23 protein-coding genes are annotated in these 25,395 nt (G+C 55.7%); 14 read left to right on the top strand and 9 right to left on the bottom strand.

The features are described 5' to 3' along the window. The first annotated feature begins 4 nt into the window (after positions 1-4). A complete protein-coding gene (locus tag OVA10_RS04805) occupies positions 5-1,636 on the top strand; it encodes a Na/Pi cotransporter family protein (RefSeq protein WP_100778085.1) in 1,632 nt (543 codons plus the stop codon). Here OVA10_RS04805 and OVA10_RS04800 read toward each other — a convergent pair. Both OVA10_RS04800 and OVA10_RS04795 read right to left on the bottom strand, forming a co-directional pair. Next, on the bottom strand, positions 1,633-1,920 hold the full coding sequence (locus tag OVA10_RS04800; protein WP_100778084.1) for an addiction module antidote protein: 288 nt from the start codon (positions 1,918-1,920) through the stop codon (positions 1,633-1,635). The genes OVA10_RS04805 and OVA10_RS04800 overlap by 4 nt on opposite strands. Then, positions 1,913-2,230, bottom strand: a complete 318-nt coding sequence (locus OVA10_RS04795) for a type II toxin-antitoxin system RelE/ParE family toxin (RefSeq protein WP_100778083.1) — start codon at positions 2,228-2,230, stop codon at positions 1,913-1,915. Before OVA10_RS04795 ends, OVA10_RS04800 begins: the two co-directional genes overlap by 8 nt. 197 nt (positions 2,231-2,427) lie before the next feature. Here OVA10_RS04795 and rluF point away from each other — a divergent pair, with 197 nt between their 5' ends. Then, a complete protein-coding gene (rluF, locus tag OVA10_RS04790) occupies positions 2,428-3,297 on the top strand; it encodes a 23S rRNA pseudouridine(2604) synthase RluF (RefSeq protein WP_100778082.1) in 870 nt (289 codons plus the stop codon). Position 3,298: 1 nt separating this feature from the next. Here rluF and OVA10_RS04785 read toward each other — a convergent pair whose 3' ends face one another. The 3 genes from OVA10_RS04785 to lysC form a co-directional block, all read right to left on the bottom strand. Next, complete coding sequence (locus OVA10_RS04785) at positions 3,299-3,571, bottom strand: DUF3811 domain-containing protein (RefSeq protein WP_100778081.1); 273 nt, start codon at positions 3,569-3,571, stop codon at positions 3,299-3,301. 63 nt (positions 3,572-3,634) lie between these two features. Then, positions 3,635-4,579, bottom strand: coding sequence for a ketopantoate/pantoate/pantothenate transporter PanS (gene panS, locus OVA10_RS04780; protein ID WP_268195515.1), 945 nt, complete (start codon positions 4,577-4,579; stop codon positions 3,635-3,637). 92 nt (positions 4,580-4,671) lie between these two features. Continuing rightward, complete coding sequence (lysC, locus tag OVA10_RS04775; protein WP_100778079.1) at positions 4,672-6,021, bottom strand: lysine-sensitive aspartokinase 3; 1,350 nt, start codon at positions 6,019-6,021, stop codon at positions 4,672-4,674. 372 nt (positions 6,022-6,393) lie between these two features. On the opposite strand from lysC, the gene pgi reads away from it, so the two are divergent. The 6 genes from pgi to psiE all read left to right on the top strand — a co-directional run bounded on the left by pgi (position 6,394) and on the right by psiE (position 12,765). After that, positions 6,394-8,043 carry a glucose-6-phosphate isomerase gene (pgi, locus tag OVA10_RS04770; protein ID WP_100778078.1) on the top strand — a complete coding sequence of 550 codons (1,650 nt, stop codon included), beginning with the start codon at positions 6,394-6,396 and terminating at the stop codon, positions 8,041-8,043. A gap of 365 nt (positions 8,044-8,408) precedes the next feature. After that, complete coding sequence (yjbE, locus tag OVA10_RS04765; RefSeq protein WP_100778077.1) at positions 8,409-8,651, top strand: exopolysaccharide production protein YjbE; 243 nt, start codon at positions 8,409-8,411, stop codon at positions 8,649-8,651. A gap of 62 nt (positions 8,652-8,713) precedes the next feature. After that, positions 8,714-9,352: a YjbF family lipoprotein gene (locus OVA10_RS04760; protein ID WP_102105626.1), complete on the top strand. Its 639-nt coding sequence runs from the start codon at positions 8,714-8,716 to the stop codon at positions 9,350-9,352. Continuing rightward, positions 9,349-10,086 (top strand): capsule biosynthesis GfcC family protein, encoded by a 738-nt coding sequence (locus tag OVA10_RS04755; RefSeq protein WP_268195512.1) that lies wholly within the window; start codon positions 9,349-9,351, stop codon positions 10,084-10,086. The genes OVA10_RS04760 and OVA10_RS04755 overlap by 4 nt, the downstream gene beginning before the upstream one ends. Then, complete coding sequence (locus OVA10_RS04750) at positions 10,086-12,182, top strand: YjbH domain-containing protein (RefSeq protein WP_123429856.1); 2,097 nt, start codon at positions 10,086-10,088, stop codon at positions 12,180-12,182. Before OVA10_RS04755 ends, OVA10_RS04750 begins: the two co-directional genes overlap by 1 nt. 172 nt (positions 12,183-12,354) lie before the next feature. Then, positions 12,355-12,765 carry a phosphate-starvation-inducible protein PsiE gene (gene psiE / locus OVA10_RS04745; protein ID WP_095280319.1) on the top strand — a complete coding sequence of 137 codons (411 nt, stop codon included), beginning with the start codon at positions 12,355-12,357 and terminating at the stop codon, positions 12,763-12,765. A gap of 221 nt (positions 12,766-12,986) precedes the next feature. Here psiE and malG read toward each other — a convergent pair whose 3' ends face one another. From malG to malE, 3 genes are all read right to left on the bottom strand, one after another. Continuing rightward, entirely contained in the window at positions 12,987-13,877 is an 891-nt protein-coding gene (gene malG, locus OVA10_RS04740; protein WP_100778072.1) for a maltose ABC transporter permease MalG, read from the bottom strand. A 14-nt stretch (positions 13,878-13,891) separates the two neighbouring features. Next, positions 13,892-15,436: a maltose ABC transporter permease MalF gene (malF, locus tag OVA10_RS04735; protein ID WP_248859481.1), complete on the bottom strand. Its 1,545-nt coding sequence runs from the start codon at positions 15,434-15,436 to the stop codon at positions 13,892-13,894. Between the two features lie 116 nt (positions 15,437-15,552). Continuing rightward, positions 15,553-16,743: a maltose/maltodextrin ABC transporter substrate-binding protein MalE gene (gene malE / locus OVA10_RS04730; RefSeq protein WP_100778070.1), complete on the bottom strand. Its 1,191-nt coding sequence runs from the start codon at positions 16,741-16,743 to the stop codon at positions 15,553-15,555. 371 nt (positions 16,744-17,114) lie between these two features. On the opposite strand from malE, the gene malK reads away from it, so the two are divergent. The 5 genes from malK (at position 17,115) to ubiA (ending at position 22,308) form a co-directional block, all read left to right on the top strand. Then, positions 17,115-18,224, top strand: a complete 1,110-nt coding sequence (gene malK, locus OVA10_RS04725; protein WP_123429858.1) for a maltose/maltodextrin ABC transporter ATP-binding protein MalK — start codon at positions 17,115-17,117, stop codon at positions 18,222-18,224. Positions 18,225-18,326: 102 nt separating this feature from the next. Beyond that, positions 18,327-19,679, top strand: a complete 1,353-nt coding sequence (locus OVA10_RS04720; RefSeq protein ID WP_100780781.1) for a maltoporin — start codon at positions 18,327-18,329, stop codon at positions 19,677-19,679. A gap of 114 nt (positions 19,680-19,793) precedes the next feature. Beyond that, a complete protein-coding gene (gene malM / locus OVA10_RS04715; protein ID WP_123429859.1) occupies positions 19,794-20,747 on the top strand; it encodes a maltose operon protein MalM in 954 nt (317 codons plus the stop codon). 181 nt (positions 20,748-20,928) lie between these two features. Continuing rightward, positions 20,929-21,426, top strand: a complete 498-nt coding sequence (ubiC, locus tag OVA10_RS04710; RefSeq protein ID WP_100778067.1) for a chorismate lyase — start codon at positions 20,929-20,931, stop codon at positions 21,424-21,426. A 12-nt stretch (positions 21,427-21,438) separates the two neighbouring features. Further along, entirely contained in the window at positions 21,439-22,308 is an 870-nt protein-coding gene (gene ubiA, locus OVA10_RS04705) for a 4-hydroxybenzoate octaprenyltransferase (RefSeq protein ID WP_100778066.1), read from the top strand. Positions 22,309-22,402: 94 nt separating this feature from the next. Here ubiA and plsB read toward each other — a convergent pair whose 3' ends face one another. Further along, entirely contained in the window at positions 22,403-24,823 is a 2,421-nt protein-coding gene (plsB, locus tag OVA10_RS04700) for a glycerol-3-phosphate 1-O-acyltransferase PlsB (protein WP_100778065.1), read from the bottom strand. Between the two features lie 154 nt (positions 24,824-24,977). Here plsB and OVA10_RS04695 point away from each other — a divergent pair, with 154 nt between their 5' ends. Next, complete coding sequence (locus OVA10_RS04695; RefSeq protein WP_100778064.1) at positions 24,978-25,346, top strand: diacylglycerol kinase; 369 nt, start codon at positions 24,978-24,980, stop codon at positions 25,344-25,346. Positions 25,347-25,395 lie beyond the last annotated feature (49 nt).

Below are 25,395 nucleotides of genomic sequence, written 5' to 3'. Positions count from 1 at the left end.
TTCCGTGCTGACGTTGTTACACCTGCTATCGGCCGTCGCCCTGCTGGTCTGGGGCACGCACATTGTTCGTACCGGCGTGATGCGCGTCTTTGGCGCGCGCTTACGCACCGTCCTCAGCCGCAGCGTTGAGAAGAAGCCGCTCGCCTTCTGCGCGGGGATCGGCGTCACCGCCCTCGTGCAAAGCAGTAACGCCACCACCATGCTCGTCACATCGTTTGTGGCGCAAGATCTGGTGGCGCTGACGCCGGCGCTGGTGATTGTACTGGGTGCCGACGTCGGGACCGCGCTGATGGCGCGTATCCTGACCTTCGATCTCTCCTGGCTGTCACCGCTGCTGATCTTCATCGGCGTCATCTTCTTCCTTGGCCGTAAACAGACCCGCGAAGGACAGCTGGGGCGCGTGGGGATTGGTCTCGGGCTGATTCTACTGGCGCTGGAGCTGATTGTGCAGGCGGTTACGCCGATCACCCAGGCTAACGGTGTGCAGGTGATTTTCGCCTCGCTGACGGGCGACATCATGCTCGACGCGCTGATTGGCGCGGTGTTTGCCATCATCAGTTACTCCAGTCTGGCGGCCGTGCTGTTGACCGCCACGCTGACCACCGCAGGGGCGATCTCCTTCCCGGTGGCGCTGTGCCTGGTGATCGGCGCGAACCTCGGCTCGGGTCTGCTGGCGATGCTCAACAATAGCGGCGCAAATGCTGCGGCCCGTCGCGTGGCGCTGGGGAGTTTGCTCTTTAAGCTGGTGGGCAGCCTGATAATCCTGCCGTTTGTTCATCCGCTGGCGAATCTGATGGATAACCTGCCGCTGCCGAAAGCTGAGCTGGTGATCTACTTCCACGTCTTCTACAACCTGGTGCGCTGTCTGGCGATGGTGCCGTTCGCCGGGCCAATGGCGCGGTTCTGCAAACGCATGATCCGCGATGAGCCCGAGCTGGATGCCCGCCTGAAGCCGAAGCACCTCGACACCTCGGCGCTGGATACCCCGGCGCTGGCGCTGGCCAATGCCGCCCGCGAAACCCTGCGTATGGGCGACGCGATGGAAACCATGCTGGATGGACTGAAGAAAGTGATGCACGGCGAGCCTCGCGAGGAGAAAGAGCTGCGCAAACTGGCCGATGATATCAACGTGCTTTACACCGCGATCAAACTCTATCTCGCGCGTATGCCGCAAGACGAGCTGGCGGAAGAAGAATCCCGCCGCTGGGCCGAGATCATCGAGATGTCCCTCAACCTTGAGCAGGCATCCGATATCGTCGAGCGTATGGGCAGTGAGATCGCCGACAAATCGCTGGCCGCCCGTCGGGCGTTTTCGCTGGAAGGGGTTGCTGAACTGGATGCGCTGCACGATCAATTACTCAGTAACCTGCAGCTAGCCATGTCGGTCTTCTTCTCCGGCGACGTGCCCAGCGCCCGCCGTTTGCGCCGCAACAAGCATCGCTTCCGCATCCTCAACCGCCGATACTCCCACGCACACGTTGACCGTCTGCATCAGCAAAACGTGCAAAGTATCGAAACCAGCTCCCTGCACCTGGGGCTGCTTGGCGACATGAAACGTCTCAACTCCCTGTTCTGCTCGGTGGCCTACAGCGTGATGGAACAGCCGGATGAAGATGATGAAAGGGATGAGTATTAATCGTGCGCACTTTTAATCGTTAAAGAGAGACCCAGCGCTTGCATGACCGTTAACGTGGTTTTGAGCGTTGGGTTGCCTTTCTCGCTGAATGAACGATAGAGTTGTTCACGAGATAAACCCGTCTGAGCGGCTATTTGGCTCATCCCCTTTGCCCGGGCAATGACACCCAACGCTTTTGCTATATAAGCGGCGTCTCCGGTTTCAAATGCATCAGCCATAAACACAGCGATTTCATCATCATCGACAAGCGCACTGGCGGGATCGTACAGCGTAAATTTATTCATGGCTTATAAACTCATTGGGTTCAAGCGATCTGGCAAACGTCTTAGCCAGTTGTATGTCTCTGTCCTGGCTGCTTTTGTTTCCGCCGCTCAGCAATACGAGCAAAATCTCGTCATAGTGTTTGAAATAGATGCGGTAACCAGGACCATAGTGAATTCGCAACTCGCTGACCCCTTCCCCGACAGGCTTCACATCCCCTGGCAAACCGTTGGCTAAACGAAAAAGGCGGGCGGCAATGAGCGTCTTGAGCCTTTTATCTTTTAGGTTTTGCTCCCAGCAGCGGAAAGAGGGTGTCTGAACGATTTCCTTCATACTACTCCATGTATTTTTTAAACTACATCCCGAATGAACTCATGGCGTGAAATTAGAAGAAAATCGTCATCCGATAAATGGGCGAAACGCAGATCCTGAAGCCGCCTCGCAAGGCGGAAAAGGGAAAGTCAGTTTTTACCGGCTAATCTTTTTACCAGCCCAAACCTAAGGTATATTTCGCCCATTAAGGAGAAATTATGCTGCCCACCCAATCAACCCGATTAAACAAATACATTAGCGAGAGCGGAATCTGCTCGCGTCGCGAGGCTGATCGTTACATCGAGCAAGGTAACGTTTTCCTGAACGGTAAACGCGCCACCATTGGCGATCAGGTGGTGCCTGGCGACGTGGTAAAAGTGAATGGTCAGCTGATCGAACCAAGAGACGAAGAAGATCTGGTCTTTATCGCGTTGAACAAACCGGTGGGTATTGTCAGCACCACGGAAGACGGCGAGCGGGATAACATCGTTGATTTCGTCAACCACAGCAGCCGCATCTTCCCGATTGGGCGTCTGGACAAAGACTCGCAGGGGCTGATTTTTCTCACCAACCATGGCGATCTGGTGAACAAAATCCTGCGCGCCGGTAACGACCATGAGAAAGAGTATCTGGTCACGGTCAACAAGCCGGTTACGGATGATTTTATTCGCGGTATGGGCGCGGGCGTGCCGATTCTCGGTACCGTCACGAAGAAGTGCAAAGTCAAAAAAGAGGCACCGTTCACCTTCCGCATTACCCTGGTGCAGGGGCTAAACCGTCAAATCCGTCGTATGTGTGAGCACTTTGGTTTTGAGGTCACGAAACTGGAGCGAACGCGCATCATGAACGTCAGCCTCTCCGGAATTCCGCAGGGCGAATGGCGCGATCTGACAGGCGATGAGCTGATTGAGCTGTTTAAGCTGATAGAAGGTTCGTCTTCCGAGGCGAAGCCGAAAGCCAAAGCAAAACCGAAAACGCAGGGGATTAAACGGCCTGTCGTCAGTGCGCCAAAATCCGCAGAAAAAGAGCGCAACAAGCCTGCCGGGAAGCGTTTCGTGCAGCCGGGCCGTAAAAAGAAAGGGCGCTAAATTAGCGCCTTCCACGGGGTGAGGTGTTCGCAGACCACGAGAACGTGGATTCCGTATCCGGTTTATAAGCCTGCGCTTTTTTAAGTTTGCGGGCTTTTTTTGCTTCAACTTCACGCTGGGCCATCAGTTTATCGATGTACTCTTTTTTCACCTGATTGGTTTCAGCGTTTGTCAGAGTACGACCATGTGCAATCCGTGCGCGATCGAGCAGGGTTTTCAGCTCGCGCTGCTCGCTTTCCGTCATGTCTTTCTGGGTCAATCTCGGTGTGGACATACCTGAAGCCTCTTGAGAGTAGAGGCTTCAGTGTAAAGCAAGCCGGGGTTTGCGCGAAGTGAATTAGTTTTCTTTCACCACTTCTTTTTTCGCTGGCTCTGCAATCGGTTTTCCTGACCAGTAGCCCGCCAGCAGCGAGCCGGACAGGTTATGCCATACGGAGAACAGTGCGCCAGGCAGGGCCGCGAGCGGAGAGAAGTAGATCTTACCGAGCGCTGCCGCGAGGCCTGAGTTCTGCATCCCCACTTCAATCGCCAGCGTGCGGCAGGTCGATTCATCAAAGCCAAACAGTTTCCCTCCCCAGTATCCGCCCAGCAGACCAATGGTGTTATGCAGGATCACCGCGATAATCACCACAAAACCGACCGAGGCAATATGCGAGGCAGAACCGGCGACCACAGCGCTGATGATCGCCAGGATGCAGACCATCGAAAAAGCAGGCAGGTAAGGTTCCACGGCTTTGACGACGCGTGGGAGCAGGTGGTGAATGACAAGACCGAGCGCAATCGGAATCACCACGATTTGCAGGATGGAGAGCAGCATCCCCATCACATCCACCTGAATATGCGCATCCACATACAAACGCGTCAGCAGCGGTGTGGCGATAACGCCCACCAGCGTTGAGACGGATGAGATGGTCACCGACAGCGCCACGTCGCCTTTGGCCAGGTAGATCATCACATTCGAGGCCGTACCGCTGGCGACGCTTCCCACCAGCACCATACCGGCGGACAAATCCGGTGGCATCTTGAAAGCCAGCGCCAGCAGCCAGGCGGCCAGCGGCATCACCAGATAATGCAGGAAAATCCCCGCCGCGACCGGTGCCGGGCGCGACAGCACGCGCTTAAAGTCGTCGATTTTCAGATGCACACCCATGCCGAGCATGATCAGCATCAGCAGCGTGGTGACCCACGGGCCGACAGGGGTAAAAGTCGATGGCGTGTAATAGGCGATAACAGAGAGCAGCAGTGCCCATAACGGGAACAGCCGCGTGATAGCGGATAACATAGTGAATTCCTTGCGATGACGTTGTGTTATTTAGTTATAAAAAAGCCGGGTTCGAGCCCGGCTATAGGTAATGTTTATCGTGCTAAGGAATATTATTCAAACAAATTATGATGAAGTTTCTGCACGACCTGCTCGGCTTCATGACCTGGTACCAGGAAGCAGAGGTTATAGCTCGATGCGCCGTAGCAAATCATGCGGATATTGAACGGATCCAGCACGCCAAAGACCTCTTTGCCCACGCCGCAGGCGCGTGACAGCTGGTTGCCGATAATCGCGACCAACGCCAGATCCTCTTCAACTTCAACGCGGCACAGGGCGGAAAGCTCCATCAGCAGCGATTGCGTCAGCAGAGTATCGCCCGTCGACGTCGAGCCGGTGGTGTCCAGCGTCAGCGCAATGCTCACTTCGGAAGTGGTGATCAGATCCACCGAGATATTGTGGCGCGCCAGAATCCCGAACACTTCCGCCAGGAAACCGCGAGAATGCAGCATATTCAGACTATGCAGCGTTACCAGCGTTTGCTTGCGGCGCAGCGCCAGGGCGCGGAACAGCGGTGGATTCTCAGTGCTTTTACACACCAGCGTCCCGCCTGCTTTAGGATCTTTGCTCGACCCGACAAACACCGGAATATCGCTGCGTACGGCAGGCAGCAGGGTGGCCGGATGCAGCACTTTCGCGCCGAAGGTCGCCATTTCGGCAGCCTCTTCAAAGGCGATAACATCAATACGTTTTGCGGCAGGCACCACGCGCGGGTCGGTGGTATAGATGCCTGGGACGTCGGTCCAGATATCCACGCGGGAAGCGTACAGCGCTTCGCCGAGCAGCGCAGCCGTGTAGTCGCTGCCGCCACGGCCCAGAGTGGTGGTGCGGCCTTTGGCTTCGCTTCCGATAAAGCCCTGGGTAATGACAATTCCTTCGGCCAGTCGCGGCGCCAGTTGCTGTTTAGACAGCTCGGAAAGGGTCGCGACGTCCGGTTCGGCACGGCCAAAGCGGTCACTGGTACGCATCACTTTGCGCACGTCAAACCACTGCGCCAGCACGTCGCGCTCACGCAGGATTTCAACGAACAGCAGGGTGGACATCAGCTCGCCGTGGCTCACCAGTTCGTCGGTCAGCGCGGTCGATGTTGCCAGGGAAGCGGCTTCCGCCAGAGTGGTGATATTTTCGAGCAGGCGTTCGACTTCCTCGCGAATCACCTGAGGGTTCTTCATACGTTCGAGAATATCGAACTGAATTTTGCGCAGCGCATCGAGCTTCACAAAGCGCTCGGTCGCTTCCAGTCCTTCTGACAGGGCCACCAGCAGATTCGTCACGCCAGCCGATGCAGAAAGCACCACCAGGCGGGTCGTCGGATCGGCCAGCACCACGTCGGCGCTGCGGTTCATGGCGTCGTAATCGGCCACACTGGTACCGCCAAATTTGGCGACAACAAAACTCGTCATAACATCCTCGTGTCAGGGAAAGAATAAAGCGACCATGGCACAAGAACGAAACGATGACAGGTGCAGGCGCAAATACCGCCCTATAAATAAAATGTGGGGAGAGTCCTGTCAACGCTGGGATTATGCGGATTTTTCATGGGGGGGTACCCCTCAGTAACAGGACTAATAACAAGCCATTATTTTATCCCTCGTTTTACGGCGATCCGGAGGACATTCCACCGCGATAGGGCTGGCTATAGCGACTATACTTTTGGGACTTTTCACGCCCGTTTGATGCAGACCAGGGCAATGGCATAAAAACCATCACAATTTCCGCGCGCAGGCGCTACAATCGACCGCAGTCACAATTCTCAAATCACAAGAGTATTGCTAATGAAAAATATCAATCCAACGCAGACAACTGCCTGGCAGGCACTACAAAAACACTTCGACGAAATGAAAGACGTCACCATCGCGGACCTGTTCGCGAAAGACGGCGACCGTTTCAGCAAATTCTCCGCAACCTTCGACGATCTGATGCTGGTGGACTTCTCCAAAAACCGCATCACCGAAGAGACGCTGGCAAAACTGCAGGATTTGGCGAAAGAGACCGATCTGGCAGGGGCGATCAAGTCCATGTTCTCCGGCGAGAAGATTAACCGCACCGAAGACCGTGCTGTTCTGCATGTTGCCCTGCGCAACCGTAGCAATACTCCGATTATCGTTGACGGCAAAGATGTGATGCCGGAAGTGAACGCCGTGCTTGAGAAGATGAAAACCTTCTCTGAAGCCATTATCTCCGGCAGCTGGAAAGGCTACACCGGCAAAGCGATCACCGACGTGGTCAACATCGGTATCGGCGGCTCTGACCTCGGCCCCTTCATGGTGACCGAAGCGCTGCGCCCGTACAAAAACCATCTGAACATGCACTTCGTCTCTAACGTCGATGGTACCCACATCGCCGAAGTGCTGAAAAAAGTGAATCCAGAAACCACCCTGTTCCTGGTTGCGTCTAAAACCTTCACCACGCAAGAAACCATGACCAACGCCCACAGCGCGCGCGACTGGTTCCTGGCAACGGCTGGCGATAACAAACACGTGGCGAAACACTTCGCGGCACTCTCTACCAACGGCAAAGCCGTGGGCGAGTTCGGCATCGATACTGCGAACATGTTTGAATTCTGGGACTGGGTCGGCGGCCGTTACTCCCTGTGGTCAGCGATTGGTCTGTCGATCATCCTGTCCGTGGGCTACGACAACTTTGTTGAGCTGCTCTCCGGCGCGCACGCGATGGACAAGCACTTCTCCACCACCCCGGCTGAGAAAAACCTGCCGGTGTTGCTGGCACTGATCGGCATCTGGTACAACAACTTCTTCGGTGCTGAAACCGAAGCGATCCTGCCGTACGACCAGTACATGCACCGCTTCGCGGCCTACTTCCAGCAGGGCAACATGGAATCCAACGGCAAATACGTTGACCGTAACGGCAACGCCGTGGATTACCAGACTGGCCCAATCATCTGGGGTGAGCCGGGTACTAACGGTCAGCATGCGTTCTACCAGCTGATTCACCAGGGCACCAAAATGGTCCCATGTGATTTCATCGCGCCAGCGGTGACCCACAACGCGCTGTCCGACCATCATCAGAAGCTGCTGTCTAACTTCTTCGCACAAACCGAAGCGCTGGCGTTTGGTAAAGCGCGCGACGTGGTTGAGCAGGAATACCGCGATCAGGGTAAAGATCCGGCGACGCTGGACCACGTGGTGCCGTTCAAAGTCTTCGAAGGCAACCGCCCAACCAACTCCATCCTGCTGCGCGAAATCACTCCGTTCAGCCTGGGTGCGTTGATTGCGCTGTATGAGCACAAAATCTTCACGCAGGGCGCGATCCTGAATATCTTCACCTTCGATCAGTGGGGCGTTGAGCTGGGCAAACAGCTGGCTAACCGCATTCTGCCAGAGCTGGGTGATGACAAAGATATTAACAGCCATGATAGTTCAACGAATGGTCTGATTAATCGCTATAAATCCTGGCGCGGATAATTAATATTCCCATATCAATGCCGGCGGAATGCCGGCATTTTTTTATCGGATAATTCCGGTTGTCCGTTACCTGGCGCAAATTTCTATTCTGAGTTTAATCCGAAAAGGCTGATTACCCCGCTAATTACTGGGCGTTATTTTAGGAATATACGGAGCCTTTGTGTTTTCGTGTATATTATAAATTGTTGATTTAATATGGTTTTATAAATAGTAAATAGCCGATGCTATTTCCTTTCATCCATTTATCCTAAAACCATCCCCCTATTTCCCCGTTCGGCAATCCCTCTGCTTTAGTTGTGTATACTCGAATCCGCCTGAATTTCTTTTTGGGCAAATCTCCATTCATTCATTGAAGGGAAATTGTTATGAAGAAAGTACTGTATGGCATTTTTGCCATATCTGCGCTTGCGGCGACGTCAGCCTATGCGGCTCCGGTTCAGGTCGGGGAAGCAGCAGGTTCGGCGGCAACGTCTGCGTCTGCGGGGAGTTCTACCGCAACCGCGACCAGCACCGTAGGCTCGGCCGTGGGTGTCGCTCTGGCGGCAACCGGTGGCGGTGATGGCTCCAATACCGGAACCACGACCACCACGACAACAAGCACTCAGTAATAACGGGTGTATTACCATAACCACACTTCGGTGTGGTTATTTCACCCCTTCGGAGAAGAGTCGTGAAGCGACCTGCAATCATTCTGATTTGCCTGCTGTTGCAGGCGTGCTCAGCCACCACCAAAGGGCTGGGAAACTCACTGTGGGACAGCCTGTTCGGCACGCCAGGCGTGCATCTGACGGATGACGATATCCAGAATATGCCTTACGCCAGCCAGTACATGCAGTTAAACGACGGGCCACAGCTGTTTGTGGTGCTCGCTTTCGCCGAAAACGGGCAGCAGAAATGGGTGACGCAGGACCAGGCCACACTCGTGACGCAACATGGGCGTCTGGTGAAAACCCTGCTCGGCGGCGATAACCTGCTTGAGGTGAACAACCTCGCAGAAGACCCGCTTATCAAACCGAATCAGATCGTCGATGGCGCAAGCTGGACGCGCACCATGGGCTGGACGGAGCACAAACAGGTGCGCTACGCCACGGCGCGATCCCTGTTCCGCTGGGATGGCACTGATACCGTGACCGTGGGCAGCGACCAAACTCAGGTGCGCATCCTTGATGAAGAGGTCACGACCGACCAGGCTCGCTGGCACAACCGCTTCTGGGTGGATGACGAAGGGCAGATTCGCCAGTCACTGCAATACCTTGGCGCGAACTTCTTCCCGGTGAAAGCCACCCTGATCAAGGCGGCGAAACAATGAAAATCATCACATCTGCTGCGCTGCTCCTGACACTGGCCGCACCGCTGGCGTGGTCGGCGGGCACCGTCAAGGTCTATACCCCCGGCAGTAAAGAGCCGAAAACACTTTCTAACGCTGAGCATCTGATAGATCTCGTCGGCCAGCCGCGTCTGGCGAATAGCTGGTGGTCGGGGGCGGTGATCAGCGAGCGTCAGGCCAGCGCGGTTGCCGATCAACAACACAAGGCGCTGCTGGCCCGGCTGACGGGTCTGGCAGGGCAAGAAACGGGCGACACGGCTGCCGCGATTAACGCCGTGCGTCAGCAGCTGCAGGCGATAAGCGTAACGGGGCGCCAGCTGATTAATCTCGATCCCGACGAAGTGCGCGTGGCGGAGAAAGGCAATCCGACCCTGGAAGGAGAATACACCCTGTGGATCACACCGCAGCCGACCACCGTGACGGTGATGGGGCTGGTCAACGCTCCTGGGAAAAAGCCGTTTACGCCGGGGCGCGATCTCGCGAGTTACCTGGATGACCAGAGCCTGCTGGAAGGCGCGGATCGCAGCTATGCGTGGGTGGTTTATCCCGATGGTCGCACGCAAAAAGCCCCGGTAGCGTACTGGAACAAACGCCATATCGAGCCGATGCCGGGCAGCGTGATTTTTGTCGGCTTTGCCGATCACTTCTGGACGAAGGCGTATGACGGGCTGAACACCGACATCCTTCACTCCCTGACGCATCGGATACCGGATTAATGAAAAGAACTTATCTCTACAGCATGCTGGCGCTTTGCGTCAGCGCCGCCTGCCACGCTGAAACCTTTCCCGCGCCCGTCGGGCCGTCGCAGTCAGATTTCGGCGGCGTCGGCTTGCTGCAAACGCCAACGGCACGCATGGCGCGCGAGGGCGAAATCAGCCTTAACTACCGCGATAACGATCAGTACCGCTACTATTCCGCATCGGTACAGCTCTTCCCGTGGCTGGAAACCACCCTGCGCTACACCGATGTGCGTACTAAACAGTACAGCAGCGTCGAGGCGTTCTCGGGCAACCAGACTTACAAAGACAAAGCCTTCGACGTCAAACTGCGCCTGTGGGAAGAGAGCTACTGGATGCCGCAGGTCTCCGTCGGCGCGCGCGACATCGGCGGTACGGGTCTGTTTGATGCGGAGTACATCGTCGCCAACAAAGCCTGGGGACCGTTCGATTTCTCCCTCGGGATGGGCTGGGGATATCTTGGCACCAGCGGCAACGTGAAAAACCCGTTCTGCTCCTACAGCGACAAATATTGCTATCGCGACAACAGCTATCAGAAAGCCGGTTCGGTCAACGGCGATCAGATGTTCCACGGCCCGGCGTCACTGTTTGGCGGCGTGGAGTATCAGACGCCATGGCAGCCGCTGCGCCTGAAGCTGGAGTACGAAGGCAACAACTACACGGAAGATTTTGCAGGCAAGATCGAGCAGAAGAGCAAGTTTAACGTCGGCGCCATTTACCGTGTTACCGATTGGGCCGACGTTAACCTCAGCTACGAGCGCGGCAACACCTTCATGTTTGGTGTCACGCTTCGAACCAACTTTAACGATATGCGTCCGTCCTACAACGACAACTCCCGCCCGGCCTATCGACCGCAGCCGCAGGATGCGATCATGCAGCACTCGGTGGTGGCGAATCAGCTGACCCTGCTGAAATACAACGCGGGTCTGGCCGATCCGAAAATCCAGACCAAAGGTGACACGCTGTATGTCACGGGCGAGCAGGTGAAGTATCGCGACTCCCACGAAGGGATCGAACGGGCGAACCGGATCGTGATGAACGATCTGCCGGATGGGATCCGCACGATCCGCGTGACGGAAAACCGACTCAACATGCCGCAGGTGACCACGGAAACGGATGTCGCCAGCCTGAAGCGTCATCTCGAAGGCGAACCGCTGGGCCATGAAACGGAGCTGGTGCAAAAACGTATCGAACCGGTCGTGCCAGAAACCACCGAGCAGGGCTGGTATATCGACAAATCGCGCTTCGATTTCCATATCGACCCGATCCTCAACCAGTCCGTCGGCGGCCCGGAAAACTTCTACATGTATCAGCTGGGCGTGATGGCCACGGCGGATCTGTGGATGACGGATCACCTGCTGACCACCGGCAGCGTGTTTGGCAACATCGCCAACAACTACGACAAATTTAACTACACCAACCCGCCGAGCGACTCGAAGCTGCCGCGCGTGCGTACCCGCGTGCGTGAATATGTGCAGAACGATGTGTATGTGAATAACCTGCAGGCCAACTATTTCCAGTATCTTGGAAATGGCTTCTACGGCCAGGTGTATGGCGGTTATCTGGAAACCATGTACGGCGGCGCGGGGGCAGAAGTGCTCTACCGTCCGGTAGACAGCAACTGGGCGTTCGGCCTGGATGCCAACTACGTGAAACAGCGTGACTGGCGCAGTGCGCAGGACATGATGAAATTCACCGACTACAGCGTCAAAACCGGTCATTTGACCGCCTACTGGACGCCGTCGTTTGCCCAGGACGTGCTGGTGAAAGCCAGCGTCGGACAATATCTGGCGGGGGATAAGGGCGGTACGCTGGAGATTGCGAAGCGCTTCGACAGCGGCGTGGTCGTGGGCGGTTACGCGACGATCACCAACGTGTCGCCGGACGAGTACGGGGAAGGGGACTTCACCAAAGGGGTATATGTTTCCATCCCGCTGGATCTCTTCTCGTCAGGCCCAACCCGCAGCCGCGCAGCCATTGGCTGGACGCCGCTGACGCGTGACGGCGGACAGCAGCTTGGACGTAAGTTCCAGCTGTACGACATGACCAGCGACCGTTCCGTTAACTTCCGTTAATGCTGTTTTGCCTGATGGCGCTGCGCGTTTCCGGCCAACGATGTTGTCGGCCCGGTAAGCGTCGCGCCACCGGGCGATTCCTCTGGTTTGCTCCAAACATAAACAAAAAATATAGATCTCTGTCACATTTTTGAGTTATACAGGATCTTCGCTCCAGAGAATGAGGTGCTGTATGACATCCCTGACTCGTCCGCGCGTTGAGTTTATCTCAATGGTCCTCCAGACCGTGCTGAGCCTCGGTCTGTTGAGCCTTGGCCTGATACTGGTCGTCTTTCTCGGCAAAGAGACGGTGCATCTGGCGGATGTGCTGTTCGCCCCTGAACAAACCAGCAAATATGAGCTGGTTGAAGGACTGGTGGTCTACTTTCTCTACTTCGAATTTATCGCCCTGATTGTGAAATACTTTCAGTCTGGCTTTCACTTCCCGCTGCGTTACTTTGTCTATATCGGGATCACCGCGATTGTGCGGCTGATCATCGTCGATCATAAATCCCCCCTTGATGTGCTGATCTACTCGGCGGCGATCCTGCTGTTAGTGATTACCCTCTGGCTGTGTAACTCTAAGCGGCTGAAACGCGAATAAAAAAATGGCGGCCTGAAGGCCGCCAAACAACAGTCACAAGTTTACTCTTCATATTTTACGCTGCTGATGCGTTGGCTGCGTTCGCTCACCCCAGTCACTTACTTTAGTAAGCTCCTGGGATTCACTCACTTGCCGCCTTCCAGCACCGCAAAATATTTTGAGTATTGGGTCAATACAATACGTCTAAAGTTGAGGGTTGCAGTGGCATAACACAATGAAGCTTAACCTTTCACACCGCCCGCCGTGAGGCCGTTGACCAGCCAGCGCTGAGCCAGCAGGAACACCACGGTAATCGGGATGGCGGAGAGCACAGCGGCTGCGGCAAAGTCGCCCCACAGGTAGTTTTGCGGGTTGAGGTATTGCTGCATACCTACGGCCAGCGTGTAGCTATTCACATCACGCAGCAGCAGCGACGCGACCGGGACTTCGGTAATGGCCGCGATGAACGACAGAATAAAGACCACCGCCAGAATCGGCACCGACAGCGGCAGCAGCACGAGGCGGAAAGCCTGCCACGGTGTTGCCCCATCCAGCGCCGCCGCTTCTTCAAGCGATCCGTCGATGGTTTCGAAATAGCCCTTAATCGTCCAGACGTGCAGCGCGATACCGCCCATGTAGGCGAAAATCACGCCGCCGTGGGTGTTCAGACCGATGAAGGGCACGTACTGACCGAGACGGTCAAACAACGCGTACAATGCCACCAGCGACAGCACTGCCGGGAACATCTGGAAAATCAGCATGCTTTTCAGCAGCGTCGCTTTGCCCGGGAAACGCATACGGGCAAAGGCGTAAGCGCAGGTGGTGGAGAGCGCCACAATCCCGATGGCGGTAATACCGGCCACTTTGATGGAGTTCCACAGCCACAGCAGCACCGGGAACGGCGGCGGCGTCACGCGGCCATCGGCGTGTTCGACGCTGAAGCCCAGCGCCAGCTTCCAGTGCTCCCAGGAGATCTGATCCGGGATCAGGCTGCCGGTGGCGAAGTTCCCTTCACGCAGGGAGATGGCGATAACCATCAGCAGCGGGAACATGATTGCTGCGATAAAAATCAGTAGCCCTAAGTGCGTCGCCAGGAGGCGCAGTTTCTGAGATTTGGGTTGTACCATAGCCATAATGTGTGCCCTCCTTAGTCGAATTTCATGCGTGTGGCTTTCAGATTCACAATCGCCAGTGCGCCTACCAGCAGGAAGATCAGGGTGGCAATGGCGGCTGCCAGCCCGAAGTCCTGACCGCCGCCGCCTTCGAAGGCGATGCGGTAGGTGTAGCTCACTAACAGGTCCGTGTAGCCTGCTGGCGTGGTGGTTCCGAGCCTGTCCGGGCTGCCGTTGGTCAGAAGTTGAATCAGTACGAAGTTGTTAAAGTTAAAGGCGAAGCTGGCAATCATCAGCGGCGTCAGCGGCTTGATCAGCAGCGGGAACGTAATCTTAAAGAAGTTCTGGAACGGGCCTGCGCCGTCCATCGCCGAGGCTTCGTACAGATCGTCCGGAATCGCTTTCAGCAGCCCCATGCACAGGATCATCATGTACGGATAACCGAGCCAGGTGTTGACGATGATAATCATGCTGCGGGCGGTGGTCGGGTCGCTGAACCAGGCCGGTTTGATGCCAAAGAGCGCGCCCAGCATCATGTTGATTTCACCGAAGCTCTGGTTGAACAGCCCTTTGAAAATCAGAATCGAGATAAACGACGGAACCGCATACGGCAGAATCAGCAGCACGCGATAGATGGCTTTGCCCTTGAGGGATTCCCACTGCACCACGCACGCCAGCACCATACCGACCGCCACGGTCAGGATCACCGTCAGGACCGAGAAGACGACTGTCCAGACGAAGATGGCGAAGAACGGCTTCTGGATGCCTTCGTCGGTGAAGACGCGGGTAAAGTTGTCCCAGCCGATGGTAACGGTATAGCCCGGGCTGAGTTTTTCGTCGCCCCAGTTGCCGTCGGCATTCACCGACTGATAGAAACCGATCTCGTTGTTCGGACGGTATTTCACGCCGCTCTGGTTGTTGGTCAGCGTACCGTCATCGGCTTTGGTATAGAGCGGCCGCGTGCCGGAGAACTGGCGCAGCGAGCTCATGATCACTTTGCTTTCGTCTGGCAGGATGGCCGTCAGCTGGGTCAGCGCCTGGCGGTTCTGGGTGATGACACGCAGATTCGCGCGCTCGCCTTCCGGTAGGGCGTCGGCTTCTTTCAGGGTGAGTTTCTGTTCGCCGCCAAATTTAAAGGCGTCGGAGACATAGTTTTTACCGGTCCCTTCGTCGGTCAGGGCCAGCTTCCATTCGTCACCCGCCGGGTATAAACCAAAGTTAAAGGTCTTTCCGGCCTGATAAGAACGGTCCATCAGCACCTGCTGGGCGCGTTCCTGCGCGAGCTGGTTGGTGCTGCTGTAGTTAGTGAATGCAATAGCGATAGTACAGATCAGCGGGAACAGGACGAACAGCCCCATCCCGGCCACACCCGGATAGACATAACGCCAGGCATAGGCTTTACGATTGGCGAAAATATACAGGCCAACAGAGCTTAAAATCAGCGTCATGATGGCGAACAGGTACTCCCCCTGCACATACATTAAAACAACAAGGTAACCCACCAGTAAGCCCAGCAGACCTATCACTGACCATTTCAGCGTGTCGCTTTGCCACCAGTGTTTCTTTTTAATGATATCCATGGGGAATCTTCCTCTACAGCGATGAAAACTTATTGTCAGGCGGCGCGTCGCTGACCTGACCTACGGTTTGAGCCGTAGTAGTAGGGCGGGATCGCTACGCTCACCCGCCATAGTGCTTACTTGGTGATACGACCTTGCGCGTCTTTCAGCGCGGCATCGACAGTCTGACGACCGCTTGCTGCGTTGATCACCGCCGTACGAGTGGCATACCAGAACGCCGCCATTTGCGGGATGTTCGGCATGATTTCACCTTTCTGGGCGTTATCCATCGTGGCCGCAATGCGTGGGTCTTTCGCGAGGGTATCCTGGAAGGACTTCAGCGCGACGGCACCCAGCGGTTTGTCCTTGTTCACTTCGTCCAGACCCTGATCGGTCAGCAGATAGTTTTCGAGGAACTCTTTCGCCAGCTCTTTGTTCGGGCTGGCGGCGTTGATGCCTGCGCTCAGCACGCCAACGAACGGTTTAGACGGTTTGCCTTTGAAGGTTGGCAGCAGCGTGACGCCGTAGTTGATTTTGCTCTTGTCGATGTTAGACCAGGCCCACGGACCGTTGATGGTCATCGCGGTTTCGCCTTTGTTGAACGCAGCTTCCGCGATGGAGTAATCGGTATCCGCATTCATGTGTTTGTTCTTGATCAGATCAACCAGGAAAGTCAGACCGGCTTTCGCGCCAGCGCTGTCCACACCCACGTCTTTCACGTCGTATTTGCCGTTTTCAAACTTGAAGGCATACCCGCCGTCGGCTGCGATCAGCGGCCAGGTGAAGTACGGTTCTTGCAGGTTGAACATCAGCGCGCTCTTACCCTTCGCCTTCAGCTCTTTATCCAGAGCCGGGATCTCTTCCCAGGATTTCGGCGGATTCGGTACGAGGTCTTTGTTGTAAATCAGAGAGAGGGCTTCAACCGCCACCGGATAGGCGATCAGCTTGCCGTTGTAACGCACGGCGTCCCAGGTGAACGGGAACAGTTTGTCCTGGAACGCTTTATCAGGAGAGACTTCAGCCAGCAGGCCAGACTGTGCGTAGCCACCGAAACGGTCATGCGCCCAGAAGATGATGTCCGGGCCATCGCCCGTTGCCGCGACCTGCGGGAATTTCTCTTCCAGTTTGTCAGGGTGTTCAACGGTGACTTTGATGCCGGTGTCTTTTTCGAATTTCTTACCCACTTCGGCCAGGCCGTTATAGCCTTTGTCGCCGTTAATCCAGATAACCAGCTTACCTTCTTCAATTTTGGCGAGAGCCGGTGCGGAAATCATCATTGCTGCCAGGGCGGACAATGCGAAAACGCGTGCGCCAGTCTTGATCTTCATATCTGCCATCCTTTTTGGTGATGTGCTCGTGGATACACTGAGGTGGTTCAACGTGAGCCAGTTTCCTTATATGACATCCTCTTTCCATCCTCCTTAGGTCTACGCCCCACCCCCGCTTTGTGTGATCTGCGTTGCATAAATTTAAGTTATGAGTCATGGCGCACATAAAAACCCACTGAATTTTGCCGCCTGCATCACGAATTTACCCAGACCACGCCCGGCGCGGTGGCAGAACCGGTTCTCTCATCCTCCCGCCTCCTCCCCCATGAAAAAGGCAGGGGGTGGAGGATTTGCAGAACTTATGGATACCCCATAGTGAACTTATGTTGAATGTTTCTGTCGGTGACAGGTTGTAACGAAGGGAGAAGGGCATGGCGAGCGTACAGCTGCGGAATGTAACGAAAGCCTGGGGCGACGTAGTGGTGTCAAAAGACATCAATCTCGACATCCACGAAGGTGAATTCGTGGTGTTTGTTGGCCCATCAGGCTGCGGTAAGTCAACACTGCTGCGTATGATTGCTGGACTTGAAACGATCACCAGTGGCGATCTGTTTATCGGTGAAACCCGCATGAACGATATCCCACCCGCCGAACGCGGTGTCGGCATGGTTTTCCAGTCTTATGCGCTTTACCCCCATCTCTCCGTTGCTGAAAACATGTCCTTTGGTCTGAAGCTGGCCGGGGCGAAAAAAGATGTCATCAATCAGCGCGTCACCCAGGTGGCGGAAGTGCTGCAGCTGGCACACCTGCTGGAGCGTAAACCGAAAGCGCTCTCCGGCGGACAACGTCAGCGCGTGGCGATTGGCCGTACGCTGGTGGCGGAACCGCGCGTGTTCCTGCTTGATGAACCCCTTTCTAACCTGGACGCCGCCCTGCGCGTTCAGATGCGTATTGAAATTTCCCGCCTGCACAAACGCCTTGGCCGCACGATGGTGTACGTCACCCACGATCAGGTTGAAGCGATGACGCTCGCCGACAAAATCGTGGTGCTGGACGCCGGTCGCGTCGCGCAAGTAGGGAAACCGCTGGAGCTGTATCACTACCCGGCAGATCGCTTCGTTGCGGGCTTCATTGGCTCGCCGAAGATGAACTTCCTGCCGGTCAAAGTGACCGCAACGGCGATCGAACAGGTACAGGTGGAACTGCCGAACCGTCAGCAGATTTGGCTGCCAGTGGACAGCGCTAACGTACAGGTCGGGGCAAACATGTCCCTGGGTATTCGTCCTGAACATTTACTGCCAAGTCAGATCGCCGATGTGACGCTGGAAGGAGACGTTCAGGTCGTCGAACAACTTGGTCACGAAACACAGATTCATATCCAGATCCCCGCCATCCGTCAAAACCTGGTTTACCGCCAGAACGACGTGGTGTTGGTAGAAGAGGGTGCCACATTCGCTATCGGTTTGCCGCCAGAGCGTTGCCATCTGTTCCGAGAGGATGGCACTGCATGTCGTCGGCTGCATAAAGAGCCAGGCGTTTAAGCATTCCAACAAAACTACACGTCATCCTTCACGCTGCAGCCAACGAAGAGGCAGCCCGAAGAGTGAAGTGTAATAAGAAAAGCAATGATCTCAGGAGATAGAATAATGATTACTCTGCGCAAACTTCCACTGGCAATCGCCGTGACTGCAGGCATTTTGTCTGCTCACGCGGGCGCCGTCGATTTTAAAGGTTACGCCCGTTCGGGTATCGGCTGGACCGGTAGCGGCGGCGCGCAACAGTGCTTCCAGGCAACGGGTGCACAAAGTAAATATCGTCTTGGTAACGAATGTGAAACTTACGCTGAGCTGAAACTGGGCCAGGAAGTGTGGAAAGAAGGCGATAAGAGCTTCTACTTCGACACCAACGTCGCGTACTCCGTTGCACAGCAGAACGACTGGGAAGCTACTGATCCCGCGTTCCGTGAAGCCAACGTGCAGGGTAAAAACCTGATTGAATGGCTGCCAGGTTCCACCATGTGGGCGGGTAAGCGCTTCTATCAGCGTCATGACGTTCACATGATCGACTTCTACTACTGGGATATCTCCGGCCCGGGTGCAGGTCTGGAAAACGTGGATCTCGGCTTTGGTAAACTCTCCATGGCAGTGACCCGTTCGACTGAAGCGGGCGGCTCCTCTACCTTCGCCAGCAACAACATTCGTGATTACACCACTGATACCGCTAACGACGTCTTCGACGTGCGTTTAGCGCAGATGGAAATCAACCCAGGCGGTACCCTGGAACTGGGCGTTGACTACGGTCACACCAACGTAAATGACGATTACTATCTGCAGCCGAACGCCTCCAAAGATGGCTGGATGTTCACCGCAGAACATACCCAAAGCATGCTGAAAGGCTTTAACAAGTTCGTCGTTCAGTACGCAACAGACTCCATGACCTCTCAGGGTAAAGGCCTGAACCAGGGTGCTGGCATCGGTCTGGGTAATGACGATTCCGATGGCAAACTGTATGCCTACGGCATCAACAACAACGGCCACCTGCTGCGCGTTCTCGACCACGGTGCAATCTCCCTGGGCGACAGCTGGGACCTGATGTACGTCGGTATGTACCAGGACATCGACTGGGATAACGGCAACGGCACCAAATGGTACACCGTGGGTGTGCGCCCAATGTACAAATGGACGCCAATTATGAGTACCTTGCTGGAAGTGGGCTACGACAACGTCAAATCCCAGAACACCGGCGACAAAAACAACCAGTACAAAGTCACCCTGGCGCAACAATGGCAGGCTGGCGACAGCATCTGGTCCCGTCCGGCAATCCGCGTCTTCGCAACCTATGCGAAGTGGGATGAGAAATGGGGTTACGACACGTCGGGTAGCCCGATCACTACCAGCGGTAACTACAACTCCAACTTCGGTATGCAGACTGCTGGCCTTGGCCGCGGCGATAACGACGAGTGGAGCTTCGGTGCCCAGATGGAAATCTGGTGGTAATCCGCAGTTAATCTCACGTAATGGCTAAACAAAGGAGGGGCGCAAGCCCCTCTGATTTAAGCGTCGCGCGCTATTGCCTGGCCACCGCTGCGCTGAATATCTGAGGTGATAACAATGAAAATGAACAAAAGTCTCGTCGCCCTCTGCCTTTCCGCTGGCCTGCTGGCAAGCGTTCCGGCAGTCAGTTTTGCCGAGGTTAATTTCGTTCCGCAGAACACCACGGCGGCTCCCGCCATCCCGGCTTCTGCGCTGCAACAACTGGTCTGGACGCCTGTCGACCAGTCTAAAACCCAAAGCACCGATCTTGCGAGCGGCGGCCAGCAGCTAAATGTGCCTGGTATTTCCGGCCCGGTCGCGGCCTGGAGCGTCCCGGCAAACATTGGTGAGCTGAACCTGACGCTGACCAGTATTGTCGACAAGCAAACCCACGTCTTTGCGCCGAACGTGCTGATTCTGGATCAGAACATGACGCCATCGGCGTTCTTCCCGAGCAGCTATTTTACCTATCAGGAGCCGGGCGTGATGAGCGCCGATCGCCTGGAAGGGGTGATGCGCCTGACGCCTGCGCTGGGTCAGCAGAAAATTTATGTGCTGGTCTTCACGACGCCGCAGGATCTCGCCCAGACAACTACCCTGGTTGACCCGGCCAAAGCCTACGCCAAAGGCACGGGCAATGCGGTCCCGGATATTCCGGATCCAAAAGCGCGCCACACCACCGACGGCACGCTGAAACTGAAGGTCAGCACCTCTTCCGCCTCCAGCGTGCTGGTTGGCCCACTGTTTGGCTCCGCCGGCCCTGGCCCTGTGACCGTGGGTAACACCGCCGCACCGGCTTATGCCGCGCCTGTCGCCGCTGCCCCTGCCGCTGCGCCGACACCAGCACCAGCTCCGGCGAAGAAAGCCGAGCCGATGCTGAATGACACTGAAAGTTACTTCAATCGCGCCATCAAAGAAGCAGTTGATCGCGGCGATGTAGACAAAGCGCTGAAGCTGCTGGATGAAGCTGAGCGTTTAGGTTCGACCACTGCCCGTTCCACCTTTATCAGCAGTGTAAAAGGCAAGGGGTGACCGTCTCCCCACAGTGCTGATGTTGTCAGTAGTTTAGTGCGCCTGAGTGGGCGCACTTTTTTTTGGGCGGCGCAGGCTGTTGCACTCCTGTTGCGATAATGATCGTTAAACCGCGTTTGGCCGCCCCCAATCTGCTTTTCTGCGATACAATAGCCAGACGTTATGTATCGGAGAGTCTGGCATGTCACACCCTGCGCTAACGCAACTGCGTGCGCTGCGCTATTTTGAAAACATTCCCGCGCTTGACCCGGAGCAACTGGACTGGTTGCTGCTGGAAGATTCCATGACGAAACGCTTTGAGCAGCAGGGGAAAAAAGTCACGGTAACGCTGATTCAGGAAGGGTTCGTCTCGCCTGATGACGTCGCCAGTGAACTGCCGCTGCTGCCAAAAGAAGATCGTTACTGGCTGCGTGAAATTTTACTCTGCGCCGATGGTGAACCCTGGCTTGCCGGGCGGACCGTGGTCCCTGAATCTACCCTGTGCGGCCCGGAGCTGGCGCTGCAACAGCTGGGTAAAACCCCGCTGGGACGCTATCTTTTTACGTCGTCTGAGCTTACCCGTGATTTTATTGAAATTGGTCGCAATGCAGACCTGTGGGGACGCCGTTCCCGCCTGCGCTTAAGCGGCAAGCCGCTCATGCTGACAGAACTCTTTTTGCCTGCATCGCCGTTGTACTAAGAGGATATGAAAATGGAGTGGAGTCTGACGCAGGATAAGCTGCTGGCTTTTCACCGCTTGATGCGTACCGATAAACCCATCGGCACCTTTTTGTTGCTGTGGCCGACGCTATGGGCGCTGTGGGTTGCCACCCCTGGTTTACCGCCGCTGTGGATCCTGGCAGTGTTTGTCGCAGGCGTCTGGCTGATGCGTGCCGCGGGCTGCGTGGTTAACGATTATGCCGACCGCAAATTTGACGGCCACGTGAAACGCACCGCCAACCGTCCGATGCCGAGCGGTCAGGTGTCAGAAAAAGAGGCCCGCACCCTGTTTGTGGTGCTGGTGCTCCTCGCGTTTCTGCTGGTTTTAACGCTCAACACCATGACGATTTTACTCTCGGTTGCGGCACTGGCGCTGGCGTGGGTGTATCCGTTTATGAAGCGCTATACCCATCTGCCGCAGGTGGTGCTGGGCGCGGCCTTTGGCTGGTCGATTCCGATGGCGTTTGCCGCTGTTAGTGAATCAGTGCCCCTGAGCTGCTGGCTGATGTTCCTCGCTAACATTCTGTGGGCGGTGGCGTACGACACCCAGTATGCGATGGTCGACCGCGATGACGATCTGAAAATTGGCATCAAATCGACGGCGATTCTGTTTGGCCGCCACGACAAGCTGATCATCGGGATATTGCAGGTCGCGGTGTTAGGGCTGATGGTACTGATTGGTTATCTGAACGCCCTGAACTGGGAATTTTACTGGTCCGTGCTGGTGGCGGGGATGCTGTTTGCATATCAGCAAAAGCTGATTGCGAATCGCGAGCGTGAAGCCTGTTTCAAAGCGTTTTTGAATAACAACTATGTTGGGCTGGTGCTGTTTTTAGGGCTGGCGATGAGCTATTTTTCCTGAAAAAAATGCCCGGCAGCGCTAACGCTCACCGGGCATATATCTGATGCATATGTGTAAGCCGGGAAAGGCGAAATCGCCTCCCGGCTTTTTTATGTCACTCGTCCTGCGTTGCGCTTTCAATGGTCAAACGCACGTCCGACGTTATCAGCTCGGCCAGCATCTGATAAACCTTCATCGTCTCTTCAGGTTCCGCATCGCCGGTATCGCTGATATAGCCTTCATCGCGCAGCGTCAGTACCAGTGAGCTAAACACCGCTTTATCGAAGAACTCTGGGGCGTTAATGCCGTGCAGCACGGATAAACGCTGAGCCAGCGTGCGGCTCTCTTTTTCCAGGGTACCACGGTTGATAGACGGGTTCGCGCTCAACAGCCAGAAGGTGATCGCGTAGCGCTGCAACGTTTCACGCGCACCGGCCGCCAGCAGCTGCAGCGTGCGGGAACGTGACGGGTTGATATGCAGCTCGTCATCTTTGACGGTCAACAGACCCTGACGCAACAGCTCAGCAGTCAGTTTTTCCAGCTCAACGGCCACTTCATCTTTGCTCCAGCTCAGGAACAGCTCTTCTTTCAGCATCGGATAGAGCGTCTCAACATGGCGCAGCAGTTCCTGACGGGAAATGCGGCGATGCTGAGTGATGATGGCTGCCATCAGCGACGGCAACATCAGCATATGCGTGATGTTGTTACGATAGTAGGTCATCAGCACCGCCTGCTCGCGCGGCAGAATGATGATGTCCCCGATGGTGTCCTTCTCAACTTCGAACTTGTTCATCTGCAGCGCGTGGTCGATCAGCTGACTGGCGGTGGCAGACGGAACGGTGGAATCCGCTGAGTACGGGACATTACGCATAATATCCAGATAGCAATCGAGCTGTTCGGTCAGCTGTTCACGCGTCAGCGAGCGCTGGCGTGAGGCTAACAGTGCCGTGACGCACAGGTTCATGGCGTTCGCCGCCCCGGCGTTGTTAATACGCACCATCAGATCGGCCGCGATATTATTCACCGTAGGCGTCAGCCATGCAGGGCGAATCGCTTCGATTGGGTCGATAGATTCGCGCCACTCCGGCACGTGCTGGTTCAGATAGGTCATCAGCGGCAGCGGTTCGCCAAAGTTCACGTAACCCTGGCCGAGATTGCGCAGCTTGCTCAGGCCTTTCAGCATCTGAGGCAGGCTCTCTTTCTCTTTAGTCGCACCGCGCAGCTCTTTGGCGTAAGTGCCCACTTCCATGACGTGCTCGTAACCAATGTAGATCGGCACCAGCGTAATCGGACGCGTACCGCCGCGCAGCATCGCCTGAATGGTCATCGACAGAGTACCGGTTTTCGGATCCAGAAGACGGCCCGTACGGGAACGCCCCCCTTCGACGAAATACTCAACGGAATAGCCACGGCTAAACAGCTCGCCCAGATATTCGCGGAACACCGTGGAGTAGAGCTTGTTGCCTTTGAAGGTACGACGAATAAAGAACGCACCCAGACGGCGGAAAATCGGGCCGGCTGGCCAGAAATTCAGGTTGATACCGGCCGCGATGTGCGGTGGTACCAGCCCTTGATGATACAGCACGTATGACAGCAGCAGGTAGTCCATGTGGCTGCGGTGGCAAGGCACATAGACGATTTCGTGGCCGTCGTGGGCAAGCTGGCGCACGCGCTCGGCATTATGGACGTTAATCCCCTGATACAGACGGTTCCAGGTGAAGCTCAGGATACGGTCGGAGAGGCGGATCATCTCGTAGGAGAAGTTGGCCGCAATCTCTTCCATCAGGGCGATGGCATTTTGCTGGGCTTTCTCGTGAGAGATTTTCTTGCTGCGCGCTTCGTCTTCAACCGCGCGGGCAATGGCTTTAGATGCCAGCAATTTGTTGAACAGGTCCTGGCGTGCAGGCAGGCGCGGGCCAACGGCAGCCAGACGCTGACGGGCAAAGTGCATACGCGCGACGCGAGCCAGTTTCTGGGCGATGATTTTATCCGTCCCGTGCTCATCCGCCATGCGGCGCAGGGAGACGGAAGGGGAGAAACGCACAAAGCTGTCGCGGCCTAACCATGAGACGGCAAAGAACTTCTGGATACCGTTCAGCATACGCAGTGGTGGGTTTTCCTCGCCTTTCTGACGGCCAGGACGACGACCGAACATCACCGACACCGGCACCATCTGGACATCCAGACTGGGGTTGCTGCGGTGCAGATCGAGGTAGTCGTGGAACAGCTTGATGGACTCTTCTTTTGGCGTGTAATAGGTGAACACGCGCGGCCCGCCGTGAATAAACACGTAGCGCGGCAGCAGAGTCCCGTCGACCTCAAGGGGTTCGAGCGGATCGGGCAAGTCATGCGCCAGACATTGGGCGCGGAGCGTCAGTAAGTCTGCCTTCGAGTTGTAAGGCAAAACGTACATAATAGGGCGCGAGGTATCGAGCCCTAATTCCAGCGCAGGTTCCGCCGGGATAGACTTACTTTTTACCAGGACGCTTAATGGTAAATTAAGTAATTTGTAGTAAATTCGTGGCCAGCCGGACATAAACGATGTAAAGCCTCTGGTTAATAATGCAATTGCGGCGCAAGGATAACAGAAAGCGCGCAAAATTTCTGTTGTTACCGGTCATACTTCAGGCTGTATTGCTACGCGCTACAGCTATAGTTACTGACGCTAAATCTAAGAAAAGGTTCTTTTAATGGCCAATAATACCACTGGGTTAACCCGAATCATCAAAGCTGCCGGATATTCATGGAAAGGTTTCCGCGCCGCATGGATCAATGAGGCCGCTTTCCGCCAGGAAGGGGTTGCTGCGGTTGTTGCGGTGATCATCGCCTGTTTTCTGGATGTCGACCCGATAACCCGCGTGTTGCTCATTGGTTCAGTCCTTCTGGTGATGATAGTGGAAATTCTCAACAGCGCTATTGAAGCGGTGGTGGATCGCATCGGTTCTGATTTCCATGAGCTGTCGGGCCGTGCGAAGGACATGGGTTCTGCCGCTGTGCTGCTGGCGATTATCATCGCAGCCATCACCTGGGGCACGCTTCTTTGGTCACATTTTCGATAAGGCTTCAGGAATCCAATAAGTCTCTGGTTTTTTGTGCAGTTTTTGATTC

This window comes from Lelliottia sp. SL45 (assembly GCF_026672535.1).
GTDB lineage: Bacteria > Pseudomonadota > Gammaproteobacteria > Enterobacterales > Enterobacteriaceae > Enterobacter > Enterobacter nimipressuralis.
The sequence above is the reverse complement of the archived record's forward strand: the minus strand, read 5'-3'. Positions and strand labels throughout refer to the sequence as shown.